Raw genomic sequence first — 24207 nt, forward strand, 5'->3', positions numbered from 1 at the left:
ACCTGGCGGTGTGAGTCCTCAGCCGCTGAGGAGATCGTGGGCCGGGGACGCGTCGTGGGGCAGCGGCTCGGCGTGGATGGTGGCCGCGGTCAGGTGGGGTACGGTGTCGATCAGGGCCCGCTCCACCTGGTGGCTGAGGTGGTGGGCGTCGATGAGCGGCGTACTGGAGTGGACGGTGATCCGGGCTTCGGCGCGGAGCGTGTGACCGAGCCAGCGCAGGCGGATGCCGGTCACGTCCAGTACGCCGGGAACGGCGCGGGTGACCTGCTCGGTCCGGTCGACGAGCGCGGGATCGACCGCGTCCATGAGGCGGCGGTACACCTCGCGGGCAGCGTCGCGCAGCACGAACAGGATCGCCACCGTGATCACCAGGCCGATGATCGGGTCCGCGAGCGGGAAGCCGAGCCAGGCGCCGACGGCGCTCAGCACGACGGCCAGGCTGGTGTACCCGTCGGTGCGGGCGTGCAACCCGTCCGCGACCAGCGCGGCCGAGCCGATCCGGCACCCGGTGCGGATCCGGTACTGCGCGACGAGCTCGTTGCCGGCGAACCCGACGACGCCGGCGACCGCCAGCACGCCGACCTGGCGGACGTCGGCGGGATGGACGAGCCGCGAGATCGCCTCGTACCCGGCGTACGCCGCCGAGGCCGCGATCAGCAGTACGACGACCACGCCGGCCAGGTCCTCCGCGCGCCCGAATCCGTAGGTGTACGAGCGGGTCGCGACGCGGCGCCCGGCCAGGAACGCGATCGCGAGCGGGATCGCGGTGAATGCGTCGGCGTAGTTGTGCAGGGTGTCGCCGAGCAGGGCGACCGATCCGGTCCGGACGACGATCACGGTCTGGATCGCCGCGGTGAGGAAGAGTCCGGCGAAGCTCAGTTGGAGGCAGCGGATGCCTTGCCGGCTGGTCTCGAGCGCCGCGTGACCGTGACCATGCCCATGACCGTGTCCGTGTGATGTCTTCACCTTGCGCATACTATCTGCGCAAGCATGCAGGTACGCAAGTAGGCAGGTAGCGGTTAGGCTCGGCGGTATGCACTCGTCGATCGAGGACTTCGAGATGCCGAACGAGGAGCAGGTGCACCTCGCCGCGGAGTCGTTCCGGCTGCTCGCCGACCCGACCCGGATCAAGGTTCTGTGGGCGTTGCTCCAGGGCGAGTCGTCGGTCGCCTGCCTCGCCGAACTGGCAGGCGCCGCGCCGACCGCGGTCAGCCAGCATCTGGCAAAGCTCCGCCTGGCCGGCCTGGTCAAAGGCCGTCGCGAAGGCACGTTCGTCTACTACTCGGCCGCCGACCACCACGTGCAGCGCCTCCTCGATCAGGCACTGTTCCACGCCGAGCACCTGGACCTCCCGGACTAGCCGGCTGCTTGGTCGTCGAGTCGTGGAGAGTGGTTGTGGATCGGCGCCGTTCTTCACGACTCGGTGAATCGGGTGCGGACCAATACGCACGACTCGGCGAGGTGGCTCGACTCGGGTGACGGGCTCCAAGCCGGCCGACTGGGTCGCTAACCGTTGTGAACCACTGCAATGGTTAGGGTGGCGTATGGATGTCGACGAGCGGTTCGACTGGGAAGGCCGATCGATCGCGTGGGGCCGTGCCGGCAGCGGTCCGCCGGTGGTGTTCTGTCACGGGACGCCGTTCTCCTCGCGGGTCTGGTCGCGGTACGCCGACGCGCTGAGTGCCGATTTCACGGTGCACCTGTGGGACATGCCCGGGTACGGGGAATCGTCCATGCACCCGGATCACGCGGTGGATTTCGGAGCACAGGCCAAGGCGTTCGCGGCCTTGCTGGAGCACTGGGGACAGGACAGGCCGCATGTCGTCGCGCACGACTTCGGCGGTGCGGTCTCGCTGCGCGCCACGCTGGCCGAGAAGGCGGCGTACGCGTCGTTGATGCTCGTCGACGTGGTGGCGATCCCGCCGAGCGGTTCGCCGTTCTTCCAGTTCGTGAAGCGGTACCCGACGACGCTCGACGAGCTGCCGCCGTACATCCACGAAGCGATCCTGCGGGCTTACGTGAGTGCCGCCAGTCATCGCGGTCTGCGGGAGCACGAGCTGGCAGAGCTCGTCGCGCCGTGGCGCACCGAGGCGGGACAGCCCGCGTTCTACCGGCAGATCGCGCAGTACGACGAGAAATTCCTGGCCGAGAACGAGCGCAGCCTGGGCGATCTGTCGATACCCGTGAAGGTGCTGTGGGGCCGGGACGACGCCTGGATCCCGCCCGCGACCGGACGGCGGCTGGCGGAGCTGATCCCCGGAGCGTCGTACGCCGAGGTGCCGGACGCGGGCCACCTGATGCAATACGACGCACCGGTCGCGCTGGCGACCGCGCTGCGGGAGTGGCTGTATTTCTGACCGTCTTCGCGGCTCTTTTCACAGGTGACGAGATCTGCGGTGGTGGTCGGCGGCGGGATCGTGGGGCTGGCTGTGGCGCGAAGCCTGCAGCGGCTCGACCCCGGTACGCCGGTGATCGTGCTGGAGAAGGAGCCGGCGGTCGGGGCGCACCAGACCGGGCACAACTCGGGCGTGGTGCACTCCGGGCTGTATTACCGGCCGGGGTCGCTGAAGGCGCGGTTCGCGGTGGCCGGTGGTGCGGCGCTGCGCGAGTACTGCGCGGAGAAGGGCGTCCCGCTCGACGTACCGGGGAAGCTGGTCGTCGCGACGACCGACACCGAGCTGCCGCAGCTCGACCGGTTGTTCGGGATCGGCCGCGAGAACGGGGTGCCCGTACGCCGCCTGAGCCTGGACGAGGTCGCCGAGCGGGAACCGCATCTGCGGGTGAAGGGCGCCCTGGCGGTCGACTCCACGGGCCGGGTGGACTTCAAGCTCGTGGCGGCCGCGCTCGCCGACGATGTGCGGGCGGCAGGCGGCGAGATCCGTACCGGTGTGTCCGTGACGACTGTCGAGAACGCCGGCTCGGTGGTGCGGGTCCGGACGGCGGACGACGTGATCGAGGCCGATCGGGTCGCGGTGTGCGCCGGGCTGCACAGCGATCGGCTGGCGCGCGCGTCCGGCCTCGAACCCGGCGTGCGCATCCTCCCGTTCCGCGGCGAGTTCAGCGAGCTTGTGCCCGGGCGGGAGCATCTGGTGAAGGGGCTCGTCTACCCGGTGCCCGATCCCGACCTGCCGTTCCTCGGCGTCCATCTGACGCGGGGTATCGACGGCAGCGTCCACGTCGGCCCGAACGCCGTACCTGCGCTGTCCCGCGAGGGGTACTCGTGGTCGCGGATCGTCGTCCGGGACGTCTGGGAGTCCGCGACGTACCGCGGGTCCTGGAAGCTTGCCCGCCGGTACGCCCGGACCGGCGCGAAGGAGATCGTCCGGTCGCTCACCGGCCGGGCGCTGGTCCGCGAGGCGCGGCGGATGCTGCCCGAGCTCCAGGTCGCCGACGTACGGCGGTCCGGTGCGGGGGTTCGCGCGCAGGCCGTCACCCGGGACGGCAAGCTCGTCGACGACTTCCTGTTCCTCCGCGACGGCCGCGCACTGCACGTCCTCAACGCACCGTCACCCGCCGCCACCGCGTGCCTGGTCATCGGCGACCGAATCGCCGAAGAACTCTCCGCCGACCGAGCCTGACACGAACGCCGTCGCGCGCGTGACCGGTCTGATCGAGCCGTGATTTCACACCGGCGCAACAGCCGGGCAATCTGGGCCCGGGACGCTGTCACGCATGGATTCGTTACGGACGACACTCACCGGCGGAACGGCCTGTGAGGTGTGTGGACGGTTGCCCCACCCGCGGCGCCTCCGCCTGACGTTGGCGAAACTCGTGGCGGTCGCACCCGTCGAGCTGGCCCTGCACGCCGCCGTGCTGGCGGCGCACCCGCCGTACCTGATCTCGGTGGCCGTGCTCGCGACCGTGACGACGGCGCTGGTGATCTGGGTGGTGGAGCCGTCGACGATGCGGCTGCTGCGGTCCTGGCTGCACGCCCCGAGGGTCCGTCCACGGCACGGGATCGGGACGCTGTGGCGGATCCGTGTCACGCTCGACGACCGGGCGGGAGCGCTGGAGAATGTCACCCGGCGGCTCGCGGTGCTCGACGCGAACATCCTGGGGCTGCACGTCCATCCGATCGACGACGGTGTCCGCGACGAGTTGGTGGTCTCGACCCCGGACGACGTGACGGCGGCCGACCTGGAGGTCGCCGTGGAGTCGGGCGGCGGGCGGGAGACGCATGTCTGGCCGACGACCGCGCTGGCGTTGGTGGACGGGCAGACGAAGGCGCTCAGCCTGTCGGCGCGTGTGGTCGCGGACCCGGGGGAGTTGCCGCACGCGGTCGCGGAGCTGCTCGGCGCGCGGCTGGTCACCGACCGGGCGACACTCGCCGGTCAGCTTCCAGGCGACGCGACGGTGCTCAAGGTGCCCTCGCCGTGGACGGGCCTGTTCGTGTTCAGTCGTCCGGGCGAGCCGTTCACGCCCGCCGAGTCGGCCCGCGCACACCGCCTCGCCGAGCTGGCCGAGGCGGCGCAGACGATCAAGGGATGAGTCAGCGGGCGTCCCAGCCGCGGCGGGGTGAGTGTGTGGTCGGGCGGGCGTCGCGGCTGCGGTAGACGATGTACGGACGGGTGAGGTAGCCGAGCGGCGCGCTGAAGACGTGGACCAGGCGGGTGAACGGCCAGAGCGCGAAGAGCGCGATCGCGACGAGACCGTGGAGCTGGAAGGTCAAGGGAGCCTCGGCCATCAGATCCGGGTGCAGATCGAAGCGGAAGATGCCGCGGAACCAGATCGACACGCCTTCGCGGTAGTCGTAGTCCCCGACGAGGTTGGCGACCACCGTGTTGGCCAGACCGAGCAGGATCACCGTCGCCAGGAACACGTACATCAACTTGTCCATCCGCGTCGTGGCGGAGAAGACCGGACCGACCGTACGACGGCGATAGATGAGGATCGTGAGGCCGACGAGCGTGCAGAACCCGGCGATCGCGCCGATCGACACGGCGAAGAAGTGGTACAGCCCCTCGGAGACGCCGACGGCGTCGGTCCACGACTTCGGGATGCCGAGTCCCATCACGTGCCCGAGGAACACCGCGAGGATGCCGAAGTGGAACAGCGGGCTGCCCCAGCGCAGCAGCCGGTCCTCGTACAGCTGCGACGACCGCGTGGTCCAGCCGAACTTGTCGTACCGGTACCGCCAGATGTGCCCGACGACGAACACGGTCAGGCAGACGTACGGGAAGACCACCCACAGGATCTCGTCCATCAGCGCGCTCCGGGAAAGGTCGGCATCGGGAGGACGGCCGGATCGAAGGCCGGGGTCGCGTACGGCGTGAGCCCGACCTCCTCCTGCGGCGGGCCCTCGGCGGCGAGCCGGGCGATCGCGTCCCGTTCGTCGCCCTGCAGCGGCGGCAGCGTCGCGGTGACCGCGAGCACCGCGCCGTACCAGGGCGAGTCGCCGTCGGCGAGCGCGATCCGGAGCAGTTCGAGCCCTGCACGGTGGTCGAGCAGCAGCTGGTGGCCGAGCTTCTGGTCGACCGTCGCGGCGTACTCCAGGACGACGCAGAGGTGGTCGGGCAGCTCGGAGTCGTCGAGGACGAAACCGGATCGCAGGTAGGTCTGCTTGAACCGCAACAGCGCGACGCCGCGGCGGCGGGTGTCGCCGTGGGCGAAGTACGTGAGGTAGAGGTTGTGCCGACGCCGGCTGTCGAACGTCTCGACGTACCGCGCCTGCAGGTCCGGAAGGTGGCCGGCAGCAAGCTGTTCGAGGGTGGCCGTGAGCGGTTCGGCGAGGCTGCTCGGGAGCCGGTCGAGGGCACGGCGGATGAGCGGCAGACGCTCGATCAGGATCTCGTCGGGGTAGTCGAGCAGCAGGGACGCGGACTGCCAGGCGATCGTCAGTTGCCCGGCCGGCAGGGCCGGGGCGGGATGCTTCATCCGGTGTGCTCCTCGTCGTCCGGCCGCGGCGGGAACAGGCCGTCGGGCTTGCCTTTGCCGTCCCAGTTGAGCAGGTTGACCCGCGCCTGCTTGTCCTCCGGCGAGGCGATCCCCTCCGACGTCTGGCGATCCTTGAGCATCTGGAAGTTCTCGACGGCGATCGGCGTCGGTACGCCGGAGCCCTCGCCGAACGGCCCCGATCCACCCATCCCCGGTCCGCCCTCGTAGTCGAGCGAGCAGGCCAGCTCCTCGAGGTCGTGGGCCTGCTCGGCGTGGGCCGCCGGGATCACGTAGCGCTCGTCGTACTTCGCGAGGGCGAGCAACCGGTACATGTCGTACACGTCCTCCTCGCTCATCCCGACCGCCGCCGGGATGCTGCCGTCCGGATCACGGCCCAGGTTGATGTCGCGCATGTACGAGCGCATCGCGGCGAGCTTGCGCAGCACCTGGTCGACCGGTGCCACGTCGCCCGCGGTGAACAGTTCGGCCAGGTACTCGATCGGGATCCGCAGCGCGTCGATGGCCGCGAACAGGTTGTCCTTGCGCTCGGCGTCCTCACCGGTCTCGCGGACCACGTCGACGACCGGCGACAGCGGCGGGATGTACCAGACCATCGGCAGCGTCCGGTACTCCGGATGCAGCGGCAACGCCACGCGGAAGCGGTTGATCAGCGCGTACACCGGCGATCGCCGGGCTGCCTCGATCCAGTCCGCCGGGATCCCGGCCCGCTCGGCCTCCCGCTGGACGGCGGGATCGAAGGGGTCGAGGAACACGTCCCGCTGTGCCTCGTACAGGCCCTGCTCGTCGGGCACGGACGCGGCGGCGAGCACCTTGTCGGCGTCGTACAGCACGAGACCGATGTAGCGCAGCCGGCCGACGCAGGTCTCCGAGCAGACCGTCGGGAGACCGACCTCGACGCGCGGGAAGCAGAACGTGCACTTCTCCGCTTTGCCGGTGCGGTGGTTGAAGTAGACCTTCTTGTACGGGCAGCCGGAGACGCACATCCGCCAGCCGCGGCACCGGTCCTGGTCGACCAGCACGATGCCGTCCTCGGTGCGCTTGTAGATCGCGCCGCTCGGGCAGGACGCGGCGCAGGACGGGTTCAGGCAGTGCTCGCAGATCCGCGGCAGGTAGAACATGAAGGTCTGCTCGAACTCGAACCGGACCTTGTCGCCGACCTTCTTCAGGATCGGGTCCCGCTCGGCCGTCGCGGCGGACCCGCCGAGGTCGTCGTCCCAATTCGCCGACCAGGTGATCTTCAGGTCGTCGCCGGACAGCAACGACTTCGGCCGCGCGACCGGCGTGTGCTGCTGCGCCGGCGCGTCGGTCAGGTTCGCGTAGTCGTACGTCCAGGGCTCGTAGTAGTCGTGGATCGACGGCAGCTTCGGGTTCGAGAAGATCGTCAGCAGCTTCTTCAGCCGGCCGCCGGACTTCAGCGTCAGCCGTCCACGCTTGGTGAGGGCCCAGCCGCCCTTCCACGTCTCCTGGTCCTCGTACGTGCGCGGGTACCCCTGCCCCGGCCGCGTCTCGACGTTGTTGAACCAGACGTACTCGGTGCCGCTGCGGTTCGTCCACGCCTGTTTGCAGGTCACCGAGCAGGTGTGGCACCCGATGCACTTGTCCAGGTTCATGACCATCGCCATCTGCGCCATCACCCGCATCAGTACGTCACCTCCTGCGAGCGCTTGCGGATCACGGTGACCTCGTCGCGCTGGTTCCCGGTCGGCCCGAGGTAGTTGAAGGCGAAGGACAGTTGCGCGTACCCGCCGATCAGGTGCGACGGTTTGATCAGCAGCCGGGTCAGCGAGTTGTGGATCCCGCCGCGTTTCCCGGACGTCTCGGCCAGCGGTACGTCGATCAGCCGGTCCTGCGCGTGGTGCATGTAGACCGTGCCCTCGGGCATCCGGTGCGAGACGATCGCCCGCGCGACCACCACGCCGTTGCGGTTCACCGCCTCGATCCAGTCGTTGTCCACGATCCCCACCTTCGCGGCGTCCTGGTCGCTCATCCAGATCGTCTGCCCGCCGCGGCTGAGCGACAGCATGAACAGGTTGTCCTGGTACTCCGAATGGATCGACCATTTGTTGTGCGGTGTCAGGTAGCGAACCGTCACGCCGAGCTCCCCGACCGACCCGATCTCGGGCTCGGCGAACATCGCGCCCATGTCCAGCGGCCCGCGGTACACGGGCAGGTTCTCGCCGAGTTCGGTCATCCAGTCGTGGTCGAGGTAGAAGTGCTGGCGGCCGGTCAGCGTGTGCCACGGCTTGAGCCGCTCGACGTTGATCGTGAACGGCGAGTACCGGCGGCCGCCCGACTCCGAGCCGGACCACTCCGGCGAGGTGATGACCGGGACCGGTGCGGCCTGCGTGTCCGCGAAGGTGATCTGCTTGCCCTCGTGCTCGGCCGCGAGGTCGTGCAGCGGCTTGCCGACGCGGCGCTCGAGCGTCTTGAAGCCCTCGGTGGCGAGCCGTCCGTTCGTCGTACCGGACAGGGCCAGGATCGCTTCGCAGGCGTGCACGTCACGTTTCAGCGACGGACGACCGTCGGCCGGCCCGCCGCGGACGGCGCCGTTCTTGGCGCGCAGGTACTCCACCGAGGCGGTCTCGTCGTACGTGACGCCCTTCGTCGTCGCGCCCAGCTTCTCCATCAGCGGACCGAGCGCGGACATCTTCGCCGCGACGGCCGCGTAGTCGCGCTCGACCTCGATCAGCTTCGGCATCGTGACGCCCGGCACCGGTTCGCACTCGCCGGCCTTCCAGTCGCGGACCGTGCCGTGCGGGGTGGCGAGCGCGTCCGGCGTGTCGTGCAGCAGCGGTACGGCGACCACGTCGCGGCGGGTGCCGAGCTGGGTGGCCGCGAGCGCGCTGAACTTCTCGGCGATCGTCTGCCACGCGTCCCAGTCGGTCCGGGTCTGCCACGGCGGCGCGATCGCCGGGTTGAACGAGTGCACGAACGGGTGCATGTCGGTGGTGTTCAGGTCGTGCTTCTCGTACCACGTCGCGGCGGGCAGGACGACGTCGGAGAACAGCGTCGTGCTGGTCTGCCGGAAGTCCAGCGTCAGCAGCAGGTCGAGCTTGCCGCGCGGAGCCTCGTCGTGCCATTCGACGTCCTGCGGATGCACGCCTTCGCTCGCGCGCAGCGAGGACCCGGCACCGAGCAGATGCTCCAGGAAGTACTCGTTGCCCTTGGCCGACGAGCCGAGCAGGTTGGCGCGCCAGATCGAGAGGATGCGCGGGAAGTTCTCCGGCGCGTCCGGATCCTCGCAGGCGAACCGGAGATCCCCGGACTTCAGCTGCTCGACGATGTGCTCGGCGACCGGCCGGTCCGCGGCGGCGGCCTCGTCGGCGAGGTCGTGCGGGTTGCGGTTGAAGGTCGGGTACGACGGCATCCAGCCGAGCCGCGCGCTCATCGCGATCAGGTCCGCGGTGGTCTTGCCGCTCATACTGCCGGGCAGGTCCGAGAAGGCGTCCGCGCCGAACGAGTCGTAGCGGAACTGGTCGGTGTGCAGGTACCAGTAGGCGGTCTGGATCATCTGTCGCGGCGGCCGCACCCAGTCCAGCCCGAACGCGAGCTGCGCCCAGCCCGTGATCGGGCGGCACTTCTCCTGACCGACGTAGTGCGCCCAGCCGCCGCCGTTCACGCCCTGGCAGCCGGTCAGCGTGGTGAGCGCGAGGAACGCCCGATAGATCGTGTCGGAGTGGAACCAGTGGTTGGTTCCGGCCCCCATCACGATCATCGACCGCCCCTTGGAGTCCTCGGCGTTCTGCGCGAACTCGCGGGCGATCCGGGCTGCCGCGGCGGCCGGTACGCCGGTGATGGGCTCCTGCCAGGCGGGGGTGTACGGCGCGAGGTCGTCGTACGACGCCGGCCACTCCCCGGGGAGGCCGGGGCGCGCGACGCCGTACTGTGCGAGCATCAGGTCGTACACGGTCGTGACCAGGTGATCGCCGATGCGCCGGGTCGGAACGCCCCGTAGCAGGTGGCCGTCGGCGTCGAATCTCGGCAGCGTCACAGGAACGCTCTCACGTCCCTGCAGCGTCAGGAGGGGATCGGTGGAGCCCAGGTCCAGGTTCCACCGGCCTTGTCCTGCTTCGCCGAAGCGGTGGCCGAGGGAGCCGTTCGGGACCACCGGCTGATTTGTGGTCGTGTCGAGGACCACAGGCTTGAACGCGGCGTTCTCCTCCGTGCTGCCGAGGTCGGCCGCGGTGAGGAACTTACCGGGGCGGTAGCTGCCGTCGGTCTCGTCGAGGCGGATCAGGTACGGCAGGTCGGTGTAGCTCTTGGCGTACTTCGTGAAGTACGGCGTCTCGCGGTCGACGAAGAACTCCTGCAGGATCACGTGCCCCATCGCCATCGCCAGCGCGCCGTCCGTACCGGGTGCTGCCGGCAACCACTCGTCGGCGAACTTCACGTTGTCGGCGTAGTCCGGCGCGACCGCGACCACCTTCTGCCCGCGGTACCGGGCCTCCGCCATCCAGTGCGCGTCCGGCGTCCGCGTGACCGGCAGGTTCGAGCCCCACATGATCAGGTAGCCGGCGTCCCACCAGTCGCCGGACTCCGGTACGTCGGTCTGGTCGCCGAACACCTGCGGCGACGCGACCGGCAGGTCGGCGTACCAGTCGTAGAACGACAGCATCGTCCCGCCGATCAGCGACGTGAACCGGGCGCCGGACGCGTGCGACACCATCGACATCGCCGGAATCGGGGAGAACCCGGCGATCCGGTCCGGCCCCCATTTCTTCAGTGTGTGTACGTACGCCGCCGCGACGAGCTCAGTCGCCTCGTCCCAGGTCGAGCGGACCAGCCCGCCCTTGCCGCGCCCGGACTTGTACCGGTGCGCGAGCTCCGGGTCGTCGACGATGTGCGCCCACGCCGCCACGGGGTCGCCGTACTGCGCCTTCGCCTGCCGGTACAGGTCGAGCAGGACGCCGCGGACGTACGGGTAGCGGATGCGCGTGGGGGAGTAGGTGTACCAGGAGAACGCGGCGCCCCGCGGGCAACCGCGGGGCTCGTACTCCGGCTTGTCCGGACCGACCGACGGGTAGTCGGTCTGCTGGGTCTCCCAGGTGATGATGCCGTCCTTGACGTAGACCTTCCACGAGCACGAACCGGTGCAGTTCACGCCGTGCGTCGACCGGACCACCTTGTCGTGGCTCCAGCGGTCGCGGTAGAAGTCGTCCGCGCCGCGGCCACCGCGTTTGGTGAGGGTGCGCAGGTCGTCGGAAACGGTGCCTTTGGTGAAGTAGCGACGGGTACGGATCAGAGCTTCGGTCAGCTCGCCGTCCAGACTCATGCGGCTCCCTCGATCGGTGTGGTGCGCGACTCCTGGGGACTCGGTTGAGCGGTCTTCCTCACGATGGTCAGCGTGAGCAGCAGCGTCAAGGCCGCCGTGATCGACAGCAGCGTCAGGCCGATCCCGTACGACTGCGTGCGGCCGTAGACGTAGCCCATGATCAACGGCGGCACGAAGCCGCCCAGGCCGCCCGCGGCGCCGACGAGTCCGGTGACGCCGCCGACGCGGGCCGGGTCCGTCACCTTGGCGACCAGCGCGAAGGTGGCGCCGCTGCCGCCGCCGAGCGCGGCGGCCATCCCGAGGAAGGCGATCGTCCCGACAGGCTGGAGCAGTGGTGTCGTGGCGGCCACCGCGGCGCCGACGACCACGACCCCGTAGCAGCACGCCAGCACCGGGATCGGGCCGAACTTGTCCGACAGCCAGCCGCCGACCGGGCGCATCACGACGGCGACGACGACGAAACCGGCCATCCGGTTGGCCGCGTCCGCGGCGCTCAGGTCGTAGGCGGTCTTCAGGTACGACGGGAGGTACACCGAGAACGCGACGTACCCGCCGAACGCGACCGCGTACAGGATGCAGGCCTGCCAGCTGATCGGGAGCTTCGCGTTCGCGACCAGCCGCTGCACGAACCCGCCCTGCGCCGGGCGGCGGTTCGGCGCGTCCCGGAGCACGAACCAGGCGATGACGGCGTACGCCGCGAGGCTGATCGCGGTGAGCAGGAACGGGATCTGGTGCCCGGCGTTGCTGTAGAGCTTCACCGTGGTGAGCGCGCTGATCGCCGTACCGCCCATGCCGGCGCCGAAGATTCCGATCGCCAGGCCGCGGCGCTCCGGCGGGAACCACGCGTTCACGAACGGCACGCCGACCGCGAACGCGGTGCCGCCGATGCCGAGGAAGAACCCGCCGACCAGTAGCGCGGCGTAGGAGTCCAGCGCGAAGAACTCGATGAACAGGATCGGCACGATCGTCGCCGCGGACACCAGCGGGAACATCACCCGGCCGCCGTACCGGTCGGTGAGCGCGCCGATCGGGATCCGCCCGAGCGAGCCGACGAGCACCGGCACGGCGACCAGCAGCGCCACATCGGACTCGGTCAACGTGCCGAGCGTGCCCTGGGTCCGGAAGAGCGGGCCGAGCGGGCTGAGCAGCGCCCAGGCCCAGAAGTTGACCGCGAACCCGATCGTAGCGACGGCGAGCATCAACCACGGGGAACGTACTGCGGTCCTGTCGCCGCCGGTGCTGTCCATGATCAGCTCTCCTTGTCGGGCGGATCCCCTTGTCATCGTGCTCCCGCCGGACGCCGTTGTGTCGATCTCTGTGCCCGCTACGGGCAATTTTCGAACCAGCCGATGAAAGGCCGTGATGGTTCAGCAGCCTGCCGTCCGTCCCGGGCGTGGCAGTAGGGCCGAAGGTCCTCCGTGTGGCGGACACTGAAGGGCAGCAGTTCTGCGAAAGGGGGCCTGGGTTGACGATTACCGGACTCGAGACGCTGCGGGGATATCAGCGGGGCTGGCTGCGGTCGGACGTGGTCGCCGGGCTGACGGTCGCGGCGTACTTCGTGCCGCAGGTGATGGCGTACGCCCAACTCGCCGGTCTGCCCGCGGTGGCCGGCTTGTGGGCCTCGCTCGGTCCGCTCGTGCTGTACTTCCTGCTCGGCACCTCGCGGCTGCTGTCGATCGGACCGGAGTCGACGACCGCGCTGCTGACCGCCGCCGCGATCGGCCCGCTCGCAGCCGGAGACCCGGCGCGGTACGCCGGGCTGGCCGCCGTACTCGCGCTGATGGTCGGCGCGATCTGCGTCGCCGGATGGGCCGCGCGACTGGGTTTCCTCGCGGACCTGCTGTCGAAACCGGTGCTGATCGGCTACCTGGCCGGCATCGCGGTTCTGATGATCACCGGCCAGCTCGGACGGCTGACCGGGGCTCCGGTCGAGGGTGACTCACCGGTGGCCGAGGTGGTGTCGGCGATCCGCCTGATCCCTGAATGGGAGCTCGCCCCGGTGCTGCTCTCGGTGACGGCGCTGGCGTTGTTGCTCGCCCTAGCGCGGTGGACGCCGCGTCTGCCCGGCCCGCTGATCGTCGTGGCGCTGGCAGCGCTGGTGACCTGGATGGCCGGACTCGGCGACAAGGGCGTGGCTCTGGTCGGTTCGGTGCCCAGCGGCCTGCCGGTCCCGCAGGTGCCCTCGATCGATCCGCAGGACGTCGCGATGCTGGCGCTACCCGCCGTCGGCGTCGCGCTCGTCGGCTACACCGACACGGTGCTCACGGCCCGCGCCTTCGCCAGCCGCGGCGGTGGGAACATCGATCCCGGTCGTGAGCTGCTCGTCCTCGGACTCGCCAACGTGTCCGCGGGCCTGCTGCGGGGCTTCCCGGTGAGCAGCAGCGGCAGCCGCACCGCCCTGGCGGAGGCTTCCAGCGCCAAGAGCCAGGTCTACTCGCTGGTGGCCGCGCTGACGATCGTTGCGACGCTGCTCTTCGCCGGGCCGCTGCTCGAGACGTTCCCGATCCCCGCGCTCGGCGCCCTCGTCGTCTACGCCGCGCTGCGCCTGATCGACGTCCCCGAGTTCCGCCGGATCGCGTCGTTCCGGCGCAGCGAGTTGCTGTTGGCGGTGGCAACGACCATCGGCGTGGTCGCGCTCGGCGTCCTGTACGGCGTCCTCGTCGCCGTCGGGCTGTCCGTCATCGACCTGCTGCGGCGGGTGGCCCGGCCGCACGACGGGATCCTCGGCTACGTGCCCGGGATCGCCGGGATGCACGACATCGACGACTACCCGGACGCGCGGCCGGTGCCCGGCCTGGTCGTCTACCGCTACGACTCGCCGCTGTTCTTCGCGAACGCCGAGGACTTCCACCGCCGTGCGCTCGCCGCCGCCGACGACTCGCCCACCCCGGTGCGCTGGTTGCTGCTGAACACCGAGGCGAACGTCGAGATCGACATCACCGCGATCGACGCGCTCGACGCACTGCGCGAGGAGCTGGCGGCGCGCGGCATCGTGCTCGCGCTGGCCCGGGTCAAGCAGGACCTTCGCGACGACCTCGATGCCGCCGGCTTCCTCGAACGCCTCGGCCCGGGCCGCGTCTTCTACACCCTCCCGACCGCCGTCGAGGCCTTCAAGAAGGAGTCACCGGGAAGCTAGCACCTCGACCGCCTGGCGGGCGATCTCCCATTCCTCGTTGGTGGGGACGACCAGCACGGCGACCGGGCTGTCCTCGGTGGAGGCGAAGCCGTCGTCGGGGTCGGCGTTCCGCACAGGGTCGACGTGGATGCCCAGGCCCTCCAGACCGTGCAGTGCGGCGGCCCGGACATCGGCCGCATGCTGCCCGACACCGGCGGTGAAGACGATCGCGTCGACACGTCCCAGGACGGCGTAGTACGCGCCGACGTACTTCTTCAGCCGGTAACAGTACACGTCGAACGCGAGCCGGGCCCGCTCGTCACCGGCCGCGCGCCGGCGCGACACCTCGCGGAAATCGTTCGCGCCGCTGAGGCCCTTCAGGCCCGACTCCGAGTTGAGCGCGCGGTCCGTCTCCTCCGCGGAGCGGCCGGCGACCCGCGCGAGGTGTCCGTGGATCGCGGGGTCGAGGTCGCCCGACCGGGTCCCCATGACGAGACCCTCCAGCGGCGTCAGACCCATCGACGTGTCCACCGACGTCCCGCCGCGGACGGCGGTCGCGGAGCACCCGTTGCCGAGGTGCAGCACGATCAGGTTCACGTCCCGCACGTCGCGGCCGAGCAGCCGCGCGGCCTGACCGGCCACGAACGAGTGCGACGTGCCGTGGAACCCGTACCGCCGGATGCCGTACTCCTCCCGCCAGGCGCTGGGCACCGCGTAGGTGTAGGCGTACGGCGGCAGCGTCTGGTGGAACGCGGTGTCGAACACCGCGACATGCGGGAGGTCCGGGAGCAGCCGGCGCGCCACCTCGATGCCTTCGAGATTCGCCGGGTTGTGCAGCGGAGCCAGCGGAACCAGGTCGGTCACGGCCGCGATCAGATCGTCGTCCACCAGCGCCGGGGCCGCGAACTGATCGCCGCCGTGCACCACCCGGTGCCCGACAGCCACGATGTCGACGTCACCGAGCGCGGGGCCGTGCGTCTCGAACGCCCGGACGGCGGCCTCGAGTGCGGCCTCGTGATCGGCGACCGGGTGGTCGTCGTCGGCGTCGCCGTGCGGCCCGTGGTGCACGTGGTGGCTCTGGTCCTCACCGATCCGCTCGACCAGCCCGGTCGCCGCGGCCTCGCCCGACTTCGCGTCGACCAGGCTGTACTTCAGCGACGAGGACCCGGCGTTGATCACCAGCACGTGCTCACTCATCGGGCCGCCTCCTGCTGGGCCTGGATCGCGGTGATCGCGACCGTGTTGATGATGTCCCGGACGGTGGCGCCGCGGGACAGGTCGTTGACCGGCTTGCGGAGACCCTGCAGCACCGGACCGACCGCGACCGCGTTGGCCGACCGCTGCACGGCTTTGTACGTGTTGTTGCCGGTGTTGAGGTCCGGGAACACGAACACGGTGGCGCGCCCGGCGACGGGGGAGTCCGGCAGTTTCGTTCGCGCCACGGCCGCGTCGATCGCGGCGTCGTACTGGATCGGGCCCTCGACCGGCAGCCGCGGGGCCCGCTCCCGGACGATGTTCGTTGCCTTGGACACCTTCTCCACGTCGGTGCCGGTGCCGGACGAGCCGGTCGAGTACGACAGCATCGCGACCCGCGGCTCGACCCCGAAGGCGGTCGCGGTCGCGGCCGACGAGATCGCGATGTCCGCGAGCTGTTCGGCCGTCGGGACCGGGTTCACCGCGCAGTCGCCGTACACCAGGACCTGGTCCTGCAGGCACATGAAGAACACCGACGAGACCACTGAGACGTCCGGGACGGTCTTGACGACCTCGAGCGCGGGCCGGATCGTGTGCGCGGTGGTGTGCACGGCGCCCGACACCATCCCGTCCGCGAGCCCGAGTTGGACCATCATCGTGCCGAAGTACGACACGTCGCGGACGAGTTCGCGGGCCCGGTCGAGGTCGACGCCGCGGTGCTGCCGCAGCCGGTGGTACTCGGCGGCGAACCGCTCGGTCAGGTCGCTGTGCTCCGGATGGACGACCTGGGCCGCGGTCACGTCGACGCCGAGGCTCGCGGCCTTCGCGCTGATCAGGGTCGGATCGCCGAGCAGGGTGAGGTCGGCGACGCCGCGCCGGAGCAGGACGTCGGCGGCGCGCAGGATCCGCTCCTCGTCGCCCTCCGGCAGCACGATGTGCCGGCGGTCGGAGACGGCGCGGTCGACCAGCCGGTGCTCGAACATCAGCGGCGTCACCGCGCTGCTGCGGGCGAGTGCGAGCTGGTCGAGCAGCGCCGGGCCGTCGACGTACTGGTCGAAGAGCGTCAGGGCGGTGTCGACCTTGCGCGGCGAATCCTTCGTCAGCCGGCCGCGGACGGCGGTGAGCCTGGCGGACGTGGCCTGCGTGCCGAGGCCGGTCTCGATGATCGGCAGCGTGACGCCGAGGCCCTCGATCAGCCGTTGCACCTGGCCGGGCAGCTCGAAGCCGCCGTTCAGCACGATGGCCGAGATCTGCGGGAAGGTTCGCGAGGCATGCGCCATCAGGACGCCGAGCACGACCTCCGGACGATCGCCGGCGGTGACCACCGCGGCGCCGTCGAAGAGCCGGTCCAGGACGTTCGGCATCGTCATCCCGGCGATCATCAGCCCGGTGACCTCGCGCGTGAGCAGCTGCGGGTCGCCGCTGAGCAGCGAGCCGTCGATCGGCGCGAGCAGGTCGGCGACGAGCGGCTGGTTCAGCACCGGCTGCTCGGGAATCGCGAACGCCGGCGCGCCGATACCGTCGAGTGCCGCGACCACCGGAGTGCTCTGGCCGTCCACGCGATTGGCGATCACGGCGAACAGCGAGCCGTGGTTCGCGGTCAGCTCGGCCGCGGCCATGTCGGCGATCGCCCGGACCTCGTACGGCGTCCGGCCGAAGCCGTTGACCACGAGCAGCACCGGCGCGCCGAGGTTCGCCGCGATCTTGGCGTTGAACGAGAACTCGGTCGGCGTGCCGACGTCGGTGTAGTCACTGCCGACGACCAGCACCGCGTCCGCCTGCTCGGCGACCGCGTGGTACCGCTGGACGATCGTGTCCAGCGCGGCCTCGGGGTCCGCGTGCACCTCCTCGTACGTGACGCCGGCGCCGTCCTCGTACGACTGCTCAACCGCGTCCTGCGCGGTCAGCAGGTCGAGGACGTAGTCGCGGCCACCGTGGGTGGCGGCGTCCGCCCGCACGATCGGCCGGAACACGGCCACCCGCCCGACCCGGCGGGACAGTTGATGGAGCACGCCGAGCGCGACCGTCGATTTGCCGGTCGTCCCCTCCACCGAAGCAACGTAGACACTGCTACCCATACCGCGAACCCTACGGAACCGCGGGTCGCGTCAAGGCGTGCAGGTGGTCGATCATCGTGTCGACCGCGATCCGCAGCGGCGCCGGGTCGCGGCTCACCTGGCTCAGCAACAGCCCGCCCTGGACGGCCGCAAGCATCGCGACCGCGAGTTCGCCGGGGTCCGCCTCCGAAGCGAGCTCGCCGCGCGCCTGCATGTCGGCCAGCCCCTCCCGGATCAGGTCCTGCCAGCGCGCGAAGGCGGCGGCCAGTTGGGTCCGCGCGACCGGATCGCTCTCGGACAGATCGCTGGCCAGTGACCCGAGCGGGCAGCCGCCGACGCACTGCATCTCGGTCAGGATGTTGACCATCACGTCCCGCCACCGGCCGAGCGAGTCGATCGTGTCCAGCCGCTGCAGACAGGTCTGCTGGACGTCGAGCGCCTGCGTCGCCTGGTGGTCGACCACCGCCGTCACCAGGGCGTCCTTGCCGGGGAAGTAGTGGTAGAGCTGCGAGGGGCTGACGCCGGCCGCGGCCTGGATGTCCTCGATCGTGGTGCGGGCGACGCCCTGCTCGAGCATCAGCCGCGCCGCGGCCGCGACGATCCGGTCGTGGGTCGCCTGGCCCTTCCTGGTCAGTCGCCGGGCGGTCTCGGTCATACCACCCACCGTACGGATTTTGGAGTTGATACTCCAATTTCGTCGGCGAACTATCGGATCGTCAACTCCGAACCAGAGGATGGAACCGATATGACGCAGGACTTCGCCGGCCGGACCGCGCTCGTGACCGGCGGCAACAGCGGCATCGGCCGCGCCGTGGCGGGGCAGCTCGCGCGGCGTGGCGCGCACGTGGTGATCAGCGGGCGGGACGCCGCCCGGGGGAGCAGGGCGGTCGAGGAGATCCGGGCCGGCGGCGGGACGGCGGACTTCGTGCCGGCGGATCTGACCGACCTGGCGAGTGTGCGGTCGCTGGCCAAGCAGGCGATCGAGCTCGGCGGCGGGCACGTCGACGTGCTGGTCAACAACGCGGGGATCTTCCCGTTCGGGCCGACGGCCGAGGTGCCGGACAGTGACTTCGACGCCGTGTACGCCGTGAACGTGCGGGCGCCGTTCTACCTGGTCGCCGAGCTGGCCCCGCTGATGGCGGCGCGCGGAGCCGGCGCGATCGTCAACGTGACCACGATGGTCGCGTCCATCGGCATGGCCGGGATGGCGGCGTACGGCTCGAGCAAAGCGGCGGTGGAGCTGCTGACCCGGGCCTGGGCGGCCGAGTTCGGGCCCGCCGGTGTGCGGGTGAACGCGGTCAGCCCCGGCCCGACCCGGACCGAAGGCACCGCCGTGATGGGCGAGAACCTCGACAACCTGGCCGGCACGACGCCGCTCCAGCGCGTCGGCACGCCCGACGAAGTGGCCGCAGGCATCGTCTTCCTCGCCTCCGACGCCGCCTCCCTCGTCCACGGTGCGACCCTCCCCGTGGACGGCGGCCGCCTGGCCGTCTGACAGTCGACGACAGGTGCCCCCGCCGGTACACACCGGCGGGGGACCTGCATCACTCGGGGCGAGGGGTGAAGACCGCGAACTGGCTGCCGGACGGGTCGCGGAGGTAGGCGAAGTCGGGGGTGCCGCCGCCGGTGCCGATGCGCTTGTTCACCACGGTGCCGCCGAGCTGCTCGGCCTCCGCGCAGGTCGTCTCGACGTCCGCGACCAGGATGTAGAAGACAGCGTGGTTGGGCAGCTCGCCGTTGGTGGCGAACAGGCCGCCCATCGGCTGCTGCGCGCCCTGTGCGGTGATGTTGCGGTAGTCGAGGCCGCCGGACGTCAGGCTCCCGGACGACTCGAACGACCAGTTGAACAACCCGCCGTAGAACTTCTCGGCGGTCTCCGGGTCGTCGCTCGCGACCTCGAACCAGGCCAGCGTGCCAGGGGCGGGAGTACTCATGGATCTCTCCTTCGACGTAGAACGTGTCAACGAGAACCACGCTCCCAGCGGTTCGCGACAGCCCTATGTCGGTGTTGGAAAAAGATCCTCGGGACGCAGCGCGGCGGCCGGGAGCTTGGTCTCGTACCCGTCCACCTGCAGGCGGTCCGACGCCGGCGGGTGCTGCGGCAGCGTCGCCGACGGCTCGGCCTTGGTGATCCGGTCCATCCGGAACACCCGCTCCTCCTGACGCAGCTGACACCAGCCGGTCAGGTACGACCCGTTGGGCCCGACGACGACGTGCTGCGGCTCGATCTCCCGGAGCGTCTCGACGCCGTCGCCGTTCGTGTACTGGATCCGCAGGACGCGGTTGTCGCGCACCGCCCGCCAGACCTGCTCGGCGATCGCGACGTCCGGATCCGGGACCGGCCGCACCAGCAGCCGGACCTTGGCCGCCGCCGCCCGCGCCTCGTCGAGATCGCGCTGCGGCATCGCGGCGACGATCTTCTGCAGCGCGGTCCGCGCGTCCTGCGCGAACAGCACGTGGTCGCCGCGGCTCAGCGCGACCGCGACCGCCATCGCCTCCCGCGCGCTGAAATTGAGCGGCGGGAGGCTCATCGACCGGTCGACCGAATACCCTCCGGTGCGGCCCTGCTTGGTCGCCAGCGGAACGCCGGCCTGCCCGAGCGCGCTGAGATCGCGCTCGATGGTCCGCACGCTCACCTCGAACCGCGCCGCCAACTGCCGCGCCGTCCGCCCTCGTGGCCCCGCCGCGCGCAGTTCCTCCGCGAGCGCGTACAGCCGATCGATCCGGTTCATACCCGCAGGCTAGAGGCGGCCACGGACAGGTTTACTGCGGAAGCTCGGAGCCGGTGCGCTCGGCGACCATGTAGGCGGCGTACCAGGCCGGCCAGTTCGCGTCGGCCTTGCCGGTGCGGGCCTCGTGCTCGCCGTGCGCTGCGGCGGCGCGCTTGAGGGCGGCCTCGAGGTCGTCGACCGAGCTGTACGTCGCGTCCTCGACGCGCCCGGGCAGCCGCTTGGTGACCTCCTGCAGCAGCCAGGTGTTGCCGTCAGGGTCGCTGAACGTCGCGAACGAGCCGTAGCTGGACCGCTCGTCGGCCGGGCCGGTCACCCGCGCGCCGCTGTCGCCGGGCTCGAACTGGGCGCCCGGCGCAGCCGGGTGGAAGACCTCGCTGACCTTGGCGCCGTGCGCGAGCAGCTCGGCCCGCGCCGCCTCGACGTCCGTGACGACCAGGTACAGGCCCTGCGCGGTGCCCGGTGCGGCCGTCGTGATGTTGGTGCCGAACTGGACCGAGGCGGGTGAGCCCGGCGGGGTGAACTGGACGACCCGGAACCCGTTGTCGAACGCGAAGTCCGCGTCCAGCCGCCAGCCGAGGCCGGTGTAGAACTCCTTGGCGCGATCCGTGTCGGCGACCGGGACGACGACGGCTTCGAGCTTCAGGTCGGTGCTGCTCATGACTTCCTCCTGGGATCGACGTTCTTCGCTGATCACCAATCTGCCGCTCCGCGGCCCCCGTGACACCAGTGAGAATCCCTGGTCATTACCTGGGCACCCCGGTGCCCGGCCCTAGAGTGCTGTCATGTGGACCACCAGATCGTTCTGATTGCCGGAGCGGGGCTCGCGATCATGATCGCGGCCTCGGTGTTCGCGCGGCGGACCGGCGTCGCGGCGCCGCTGCTGCTGGTCGCGCTGGGGATCGGGGCGAGTTACCTGCCGAGTACGCCGGCCATCCACCTCGAGCCGGAGATCATCCTCGCCGGGGTCCTCCCGCCGCTGCTTTACGCGTCGGCGGTCCAGCTCCCGGTGCTCGACGTACGGCGGAACTTCGGGCTGATCGCGTGGCTGTCGATCGTGATGGTGATCGTGTCGGCGCTGGTGATCGGCGCGCTGGTGCACGCGCTGTTCCCGAGCATCTCGTTCGCGCTCGCCACGGCGCTGGGCGCGGTCGTGAGCCCGACGGACGCGGTGGCGGCGACCGCGATCGGCCACCGCGTCGGACTCCCGCCCCGCCTGATGACCGTGCTCGAAGGCGAGAGTCTCGTCAACGACGCCTCGGCGCTGGTCGTCTTGCGGACGGCGGTCGCCGCGCTCGCCGTCACCGCCCACTTCAGCCTCGGCCACACCGTCCTGGACTTCGCCTGGGCGGTCGTCGGCGCGATCCTGATCGGGGCAGCCGTCGGGCTGCTCACCGTCGTCCTGCGGCAGCGGCTCGACGACCCGGTGCTGAACACGACGATCTCGTTCGCCGTGCCGTTCCTCGCGTACTTCCCGGCCGAGGAAGCACACGCGTCCGGCGTACTCGCGGTGGTCGTCGCCGGGCTGCTGACCGGAGCGCTCGGCAGCCGTAAGTTCAGCGCCCGGGACCGGCAGACACAGGCGACCACCTGGACGACCATCAGCTTCATCCTGGAGAGCGGCGTCTTCCTCGCGATGGGGTACCAGCTGCCGGAGCTCGTCGACGACGCCCGTGCGGAGACGACGCTCGGCGAGATCACCGCGCTCGTCCTGCTGGTGGTCGGCCTGCTGATCGTGCTGCGGTTCCTCGGTCTGGCGTGGCCGGCGCTGCAGGGCCGGTTCGGGCGGAACGACCGCACCGAGCAGGTCCGCGCGCAGCTGGACCAGTTCGAGGAGCATCTGGACTCGATGGAGCCGTCCGGCGCGCGCGAGGAGAACAGGCTCGCCTGGGCCCGCAAGCGGCTGGCGCGGGGCCGGGCGGACGCCGACTTCGAGGAGCGGGAGCCGATCACCGGCCGCGGCCTGCTGGTGCTCGCCTGGGCCGGGATGCGGGGCGTCGTGACGGTCGCCGCCGCGCAGACGATTCCCGCCGGTACGCCGCACCGCGCGACCGTTGTGCTCGCCGCGTTCATCGTCGCGCTGATCACGCTGGTGCTGTTCGGGCTGTCGCTGCCCGCGGTGATCGCGCGGATGCGGTTCCGCCCGGAGAGCGCCGAGGACAAGCGCGACTCGGTGCAGGCGCTGATGCGGCGGATCGGCGAGTCCGCGATCGACGCCGTCGGCCCGCTCGAGGAGCAGACCGTCGACGGCGAACCGCTCGACCCGGTCGTGGTCAGCACGCTGAAGGACCGGATCGTGCCGCGCCTGGTCTCCGGCAGCCGGCAGCTGCGCGAGACCAAGGCGGACACCCGGGAACAGATGGAGATCCTGCAGCGCCGCTACCTCGACGCGATGCGGGAGGCACTCGGGAACGAACGCAGCATCGGGGCCTACAGCTCCGAGACGTACCGCCAGGTCGAAGGTTTCCTGGACACGGTCGAACAGCGCTTCACGACCGCCTGAGCCTCACCAGTCCGCGACGCGCTCCTGGCCGCGGTCCTCGGTGGCGACCAGGACATCGAGGAGGAACTCCTGGAGGTCGGTGCGGATGTCCCGGTGCAGCGGGTCGTCCCACAGGTTCTGCTGCTCGTCCGGATCGGCGTCGAGGTCGTACAGCTCGCCGGTTCGCTGCCTGGAGGTGGCGGGGGAGCCGTGCTGGACGACGCGCTTCCAGCGGTCGCGCCGGAGCATCGTGAGGTGCACCGGCGCCGGGTACGGATGCCCGCTGTTGCGGTACTCGCTCAGCGCCCAACCGCGACCTGCGGCGCGCTCGATGACCAGCGGCAACAGATCCTGCCCTTCACCGCGGACGGGCAGCCCGGCGGCGGTGAGGATCGTGGCGGACAGGTCGATCCACTGGACGAGCTCGTCGCAGCGGGTGCCGGCCGGGACGGCCGCGGGCCAGCGCACGACGAGTGGAACCCGCACGGCCTGCTCGTACAGCATCGGGCCCTTCAGCATCAGCCGGTGGTCGCCGAGCATCTCGCCGTGGTCGCTGGTGAACATCACCAAGGTGTCCTCGGTGAGCCCTTCGGCGTCGAGCGCGGCGAGGATCCGGCCGACCTCGTCGTCGACGAGCGTCACCATCGCGTAGTACGCCGCCTTGACCTCCTGCAACCCCTCCGGGCTGTACGACGTGAAGCCGCGCGCGTGGCCGGCGTACGACGCGTGCGACGCCTCGGTCTGGATCGGCGGCTTGCCGGACAGGTCGTCGGGCAGCGGGCGGCTGAGCTCCCGGTCGCGGTACCGGCGGACGTACTCCTCCGGGGCGCCGAAGCCGTGATGCGGATCGAAGAAGTTCGCGACGAACAGGAACGGCTTGCCGCGCTCGCGGGAGTGGGTGAGGAAGTCGATCGTCTGCTCGCCGATCCAGTGGCTGTAGTGCAGCTCGGTCGGCAGCGTGTCGTAGTCGATGTCCGCGTCCGCGAGGTCGGGGCGGAGCGTGCGGAGCCAGCGGTGGTACTCGTTCTCGGAGGAGCCGGGGTACGGATCGTGGGCCCAGCGGAAGACCCGGAAGCCGTCGTCGTGCCGCTTCTCGGAGCGGCCGCCGAAGCACGCGTTGAGGTGGAACTTGCCGACCAGGCCGCAGTCGTAGCCCGCGTCGGCGAGGTCCTTGCTGAACAGCCGCGCCTCGTCGGGCAGGCCGACGCCGTTGGCCCACAGGCCGTGCTGGTGGACGTAACGGCCGGTCATCAGGCTGGCGCGGGAGGGAGCGCAGACCGGGTTCTGCACGTAGCAGTTGCCGAACAGCGCGCCCTGGCTCGCGAGCCGGTCGAGGTTCGGCGTGTCGATCTCGTCGTTGCCGGCGGCACCCAGCGCGGAGAACCGCTGCTGGTCGGTGCACAGAACGAGGACGTTGGGCGGCATGCGGATCAGTCTATTAAATCTGGAGCATTGACAAAAAG

General features: G+C 70.4%; 20 protein-coding genes. 7 read left to right on the forward strand and 13 right to left on the reverse strand.

The annotated features are described in order from the left end of the window. Window positions 1-18: 18 nt before the first annotated feature. Window positions 19-966 carry a cation diffusion facilitator family transporter gene (locus AB0L64_RS30460; RefSeq protein ID WP_363715630.1) on the reverse strand — a complete coding sequence of 316 codons (948 nt, stop codon included), beginning with the start codon at window positions 964-966 and terminating at the stop codon, window positions 19-21. Between the two features lie 67 nt (window positions 967-1033). Here AB0L64_RS30460 and AB0L64_RS30465 point away from each other — a divergent pair, with 67 nt between their 5' ends. The 4 genes from AB0L64_RS30465 to AB0L64_RS30480 all read left to right on the forward strand — a co-directional run bounded on the left by AB0L64_RS30465 (window position 1034) and on the right by AB0L64_RS30480 (window position 4488). Further along, a complete protein-coding gene (locus AB0L64_RS30465; RefSeq protein ID WP_355691163.1) occupies window positions 1034-1360 on the forward strand; it encodes a metalloregulator ArsR/SmtB family transcription factor in 327 nt (108 codons plus the stop codon). A gap of 184 nt (window positions 1361-1544) precedes the next feature. Continuing rightward, complete coding sequence (locus AB0L64_RS30470) at window positions 1545-2357, forward strand: alpha/beta hydrolase (protein ID WP_363715632.1); 813 nt, start codon at window positions 1545-1547, stop codon at window positions 2355-2357. Between the two features lie 24 nt (window positions 2358-2381). Further along, window positions 2382-3578: an L-2-hydroxyglutarate oxidase gene (gene lhgO, locus AB0L64_RS30475; RefSeq protein WP_363715634.1), complete on the forward strand. Its 1197-nt coding sequence runs from the start codon at window positions 2382-2384 to the stop codon at window positions 3576-3578. A 94-nt stretch (window positions 3579-3672) separates the two neighbouring features. Continuing rightward, on the forward strand, window positions 3673-4488 hold the full coding sequence (locus AB0L64_RS30480; protein WP_363715636.1) for an amino acid-binding protein: 816 nt from the start codon (window positions 3673-3675) through the stop codon (window positions 4486-4488). 1 nt (window position 4489) lies between these two features. Here the strand turns inward: AB0L64_RS30480 and narI are convergent, their stop codons facing one another. The 5 genes from narI to AB0L64_RS30505 are packed head-to-tail and all read right to left on the reverse strand — an operon-like array spanning window position 4490 to window position 12414. After that, window positions 4490-5203 carry a respiratory nitrate reductase subunit gamma gene (gene narI / locus AB0L64_RS30485; RefSeq protein ID WP_363715638.1) on the reverse strand — a complete coding sequence of 238 codons (714 nt, stop codon included), beginning with the start codon at window positions 5201-5203 and terminating at the stop codon, window positions 4490-4492. Further along, the gene (narJ, locus tag AB0L64_RS30490) at window positions 5203-5874 is read right to left on the reverse strand and encodes a nitrate reductase molybdenum cofactor assembly chaperone (protein ID WP_363715640.1); all 672 of its coding nucleotides are present in this window, start codon (window positions 5872-5874) and stop codon (window positions 5203-5205) included. Before narJ ends, narI begins: the two co-directional genes overlap by 1 nt. Next, complete coding sequence (gene narH / locus AB0L64_RS30495) at window positions 5871-7535, reverse strand: nitrate reductase subunit beta (RefSeq protein WP_363715642.1); 1665 nt, start codon at window positions 7533-7535, stop codon at window positions 5871-5873. The genes narJ and narH overlap by 4 nt, the downstream gene beginning before the upstream one ends. Then, the gene (locus AB0L64_RS30500) at window positions 7535-11167 is read right to left on the reverse strand and encodes a nitrate reductase subunit alpha (RefSeq protein WP_363715644.1); all 3633 of its coding nucleotides are present in this window, start codon (window positions 11165-11167) and stop codon (window positions 7535-7537) included. The genes narH and AB0L64_RS30500 overlap by 1 nt, the downstream gene beginning before the upstream one ends. After that, window positions 11164-12414, reverse strand: coding sequence for an MFS transporter (locus AB0L64_RS30505; RefSeq protein ID WP_363715646.1), 1251 nt, complete (start codon window positions 12412-12414; stop codon window positions 11164-11166). Before AB0L64_RS30505 ends, AB0L64_RS30500 begins: the two co-directional genes overlap by 4 nt. Window positions 12415-12632: 218 nt before the next feature. Between AB0L64_RS30505 and sulP the strand changes: the two genes are divergently transcribed. After that, complete coding sequence (sulP, locus tag AB0L64_RS30510; protein ID WP_363715648.1) at window positions 12633-14303, forward strand: sulfate permease; 1671 nt, start codon at window positions 12633-12635, stop codon at window positions 14301-14303. On the opposite strand, the gene AB0L64_RS30515 is transcribed toward sulP, so the two are convergent. Genes AB0L64_RS30515 through AB0L64_RS30525 form a run of 3 tightly spaced genes read right to left on the reverse strand, consistent with a single transcriptional unit; the run spans window position 14289 to window position 18188 of the window. Further along, on the reverse strand, window positions 14289-15479 hold the full coding sequence (locus AB0L64_RS30515; RefSeq protein ID WP_363715650.1) for an acetate kinase: 1191 nt from the start codon (window positions 15477-15479) through the stop codon (window positions 14289-14291). The genes sulP and AB0L64_RS30515 overlap by 15 nt on opposite strands. Beyond that, a complete protein-coding gene (gene pta / locus AB0L64_RS30520) occupies window positions 15476-17554 on the reverse strand; it encodes a phosphate acetyltransferase (RefSeq protein WP_363715652.1) in 2079 nt (692 codons plus the stop codon). The genes AB0L64_RS30515 and pta overlap by 4 nt, the downstream gene beginning before the upstream one ends. Before the next feature lie 10 nt (window positions 17555-17564). Next, window positions 17565-18188: a TetR/AcrR family transcriptional regulator gene (locus tag AB0L64_RS30525; protein WP_363715654.1), complete on the reverse strand. Its 624-nt coding sequence runs from the start codon at window positions 18186-18188 to the stop codon at window positions 17565-17567. A gap of 90 nt (window positions 18189-18278) precedes the next feature. Here AB0L64_RS30525 and AB0L64_RS30530 point away from each other — a divergent pair, with 90 nt between their 5' ends. Further along, window positions 18279-19028, forward strand: coding sequence for an SDR family NAD(P)-dependent oxidoreductase (locus tag AB0L64_RS30530; protein ID WP_363715656.1), 750 nt, complete (start codon window positions 18279-18281; stop codon window positions 19026-19028). A gap of 49 nt (window positions 19029-19077) precedes the next feature. Here the strand turns inward: AB0L64_RS30530 and AB0L64_RS30535 are convergent, their stop codons facing one another. From AB0L64_RS30535 to AB0L64_RS30545, 3 genes are all read right to left on the reverse strand, one after another. Continuing rightward, complete coding sequence (locus AB0L64_RS30535) at window positions 19078-19467, reverse strand: VOC family protein (protein ID WP_359928724.1); 390 nt, start codon at window positions 19465-19467, stop codon at window positions 19078-19080. 63 nt (window positions 19468-19530) lie between these two features. After that, complete coding sequence (locus tag AB0L64_RS30540; RefSeq protein WP_363715658.1) at window positions 19531-20265, reverse strand: YafY family protein; 735 nt, start codon at window positions 20263-20265, stop codon at window positions 19531-19533. Window positions 20266-20296: 31 nt separating this feature from the next. Continuing rightward, window positions 20297-20923, reverse strand: a complete 627-nt coding sequence (locus AB0L64_RS30545; protein WP_363715660.1) for a VOC family protein — start codon at window positions 20921-20923, stop codon at window positions 20297-20299. A gap of 126 nt (window positions 20924-21049) precedes the next feature. On the opposite strand from AB0L64_RS30545, the gene AB0L64_RS30550 reads away from it, so the two are divergent. Continuing rightward, window positions 21050-22765 (forward strand): sodium:proton antiporter, encoded by a 1716-nt coding sequence (locus tag AB0L64_RS30550; protein WP_363715662.1) that lies wholly within the window; start codon window positions 21050-21052, stop codon window positions 22763-22765. Between the two features lie 3 nt (window positions 22766-22768). On the opposite strand, the gene AB0L64_RS30555 is transcribed toward AB0L64_RS30550, so the two are convergent. Then, window positions 22769-24169 (reverse strand): sulfatase-like hydrolase/transferase, encoded by a 1401-nt coding sequence (locus tag AB0L64_RS30555; protein WP_363715664.1) that lies wholly within the window; start codon window positions 24167-24169, stop codon window positions 22769-22771. Window positions 24170-24207 lie beyond the last annotated feature (38 nt).

It is taken from the genome of Kribbella sp. NPDC051936 (genome assembly GCF_040680955.1).
Classification (GTDB): Bacteria; Actinomycetota; Actinomycetes; order Propionibacteriales; family Kribbellaceae; genus Kribbella.

Bases quoted from the DNA above. Each gene is read 5' to 3' on its own strand.
- AB0L64_RS30470 (WP_363715632.1), top strand. From the start codon at position 1,545: ATGGATGTCGACGAGCGGTTCGACTGGGAAGGCCGATCGATCGCGTGG.
- AB0L64_RS30545 (WP_363715660.1), bottom strand. From the start codon at position 20,923: ATGAGCAGCACCGACCTGAAGCTCGAAGCCGTCGTCGTCCCGGTCGCC.
- pta (WP_363715652.1), bottom strand. From the start codon at position 17,554: ATGGGTAGCAGTGTCTACGTTGCTTCGGTGGAGGGGACGACCGGCAAA.
- AB0L64_RS30465 (WP_355691163.1), top strand. From the start codon at position 1,034: ATGCACTCGTCGATCGAGGACTTCGAGATGCCGAACGAGGAGCAGGTG.
- AB0L64_RS30505 (WP_363715646.1), bottom strand. From the start codon at position 12,414: ATGGACAGCACCGGCGGCGACAGGACCGCAGTACGTTCCCCGTGGTTG.
- AB0L64_RS30500 (WP_363715644.1), bottom strand. From the start codon at position 11,167: ATGAGTCTGGACGGCGAGCTGACCGAAGCTCTGATCCGTACCCGTCGC.
- AB0L64_RS30525 (WP_363715654.1), bottom strand. From the start codon at position 18,188: ATGACCGAGACCGCCCGGCGACTGACCAGGAAGGGCCAGGCGACCCAC.
- AB0L64_RS30515 (WP_363715650.1), bottom strand. From the start codon at position 15,479: ATGAGTGAGCACGTGCTGGTGATCAACGCCGGGTCCTCGTCGCTGAAG.
- AB0L64_RS30555 (WP_363715664.1), bottom strand. From the start codon at position 24,169: ATGCCGCCCAACGTCCTCGTTCTGTGCACCGACCAGCAGCGGTTCTCC.
- narH (WP_363715642.1), bottom strand. From the start codon at position 7,535: ATGCGGGTGATGGCGCAGATGGCGATGGTCATGAACCTGGACAAGTGC.
- narI (WP_363715638.1), bottom strand. From the start codon at position 5,203: ATGGACGAGATCCTGTGGGTGGTCTTCCCGTACGTCTGCCTGACCGTG.
- AB0L64_RS30540 (WP_363715658.1), bottom strand. From the start codon at position 20,265: ATGAACCGGATCGATCGGCTGTACGCGCTCGCGGAGGAACTGCGCGCG.
- AB0L64_RS30480 (WP_363715636.1), top strand. From the start codon at position 3,673: ATGGATTCGTTACGGACGACACTCACCGGCGGAACGGCCTGTGAGGTG.
- AB0L64_RS30535 (WP_359928724.1), bottom strand. From the start codon at position 19,467: ATGAGTACTCCCGCCCCTGGCACGCTGGCCTGGTTCGAGGTCGCGAGC.
- AB0L64_RS30530 (WP_363715656.1), top strand. From the start codon at position 18,279: ATGACGCAGGACTTCGCCGGCCGGACCGCGCTCGTGACCGGCGGCAAC.
- narJ (WP_363715640.1), bottom strand. From the start codon at position 5,874: ATGAAGCATCCCGCCCCGGCCCTGCCGGCCGGGCAACTGACGATCGCC.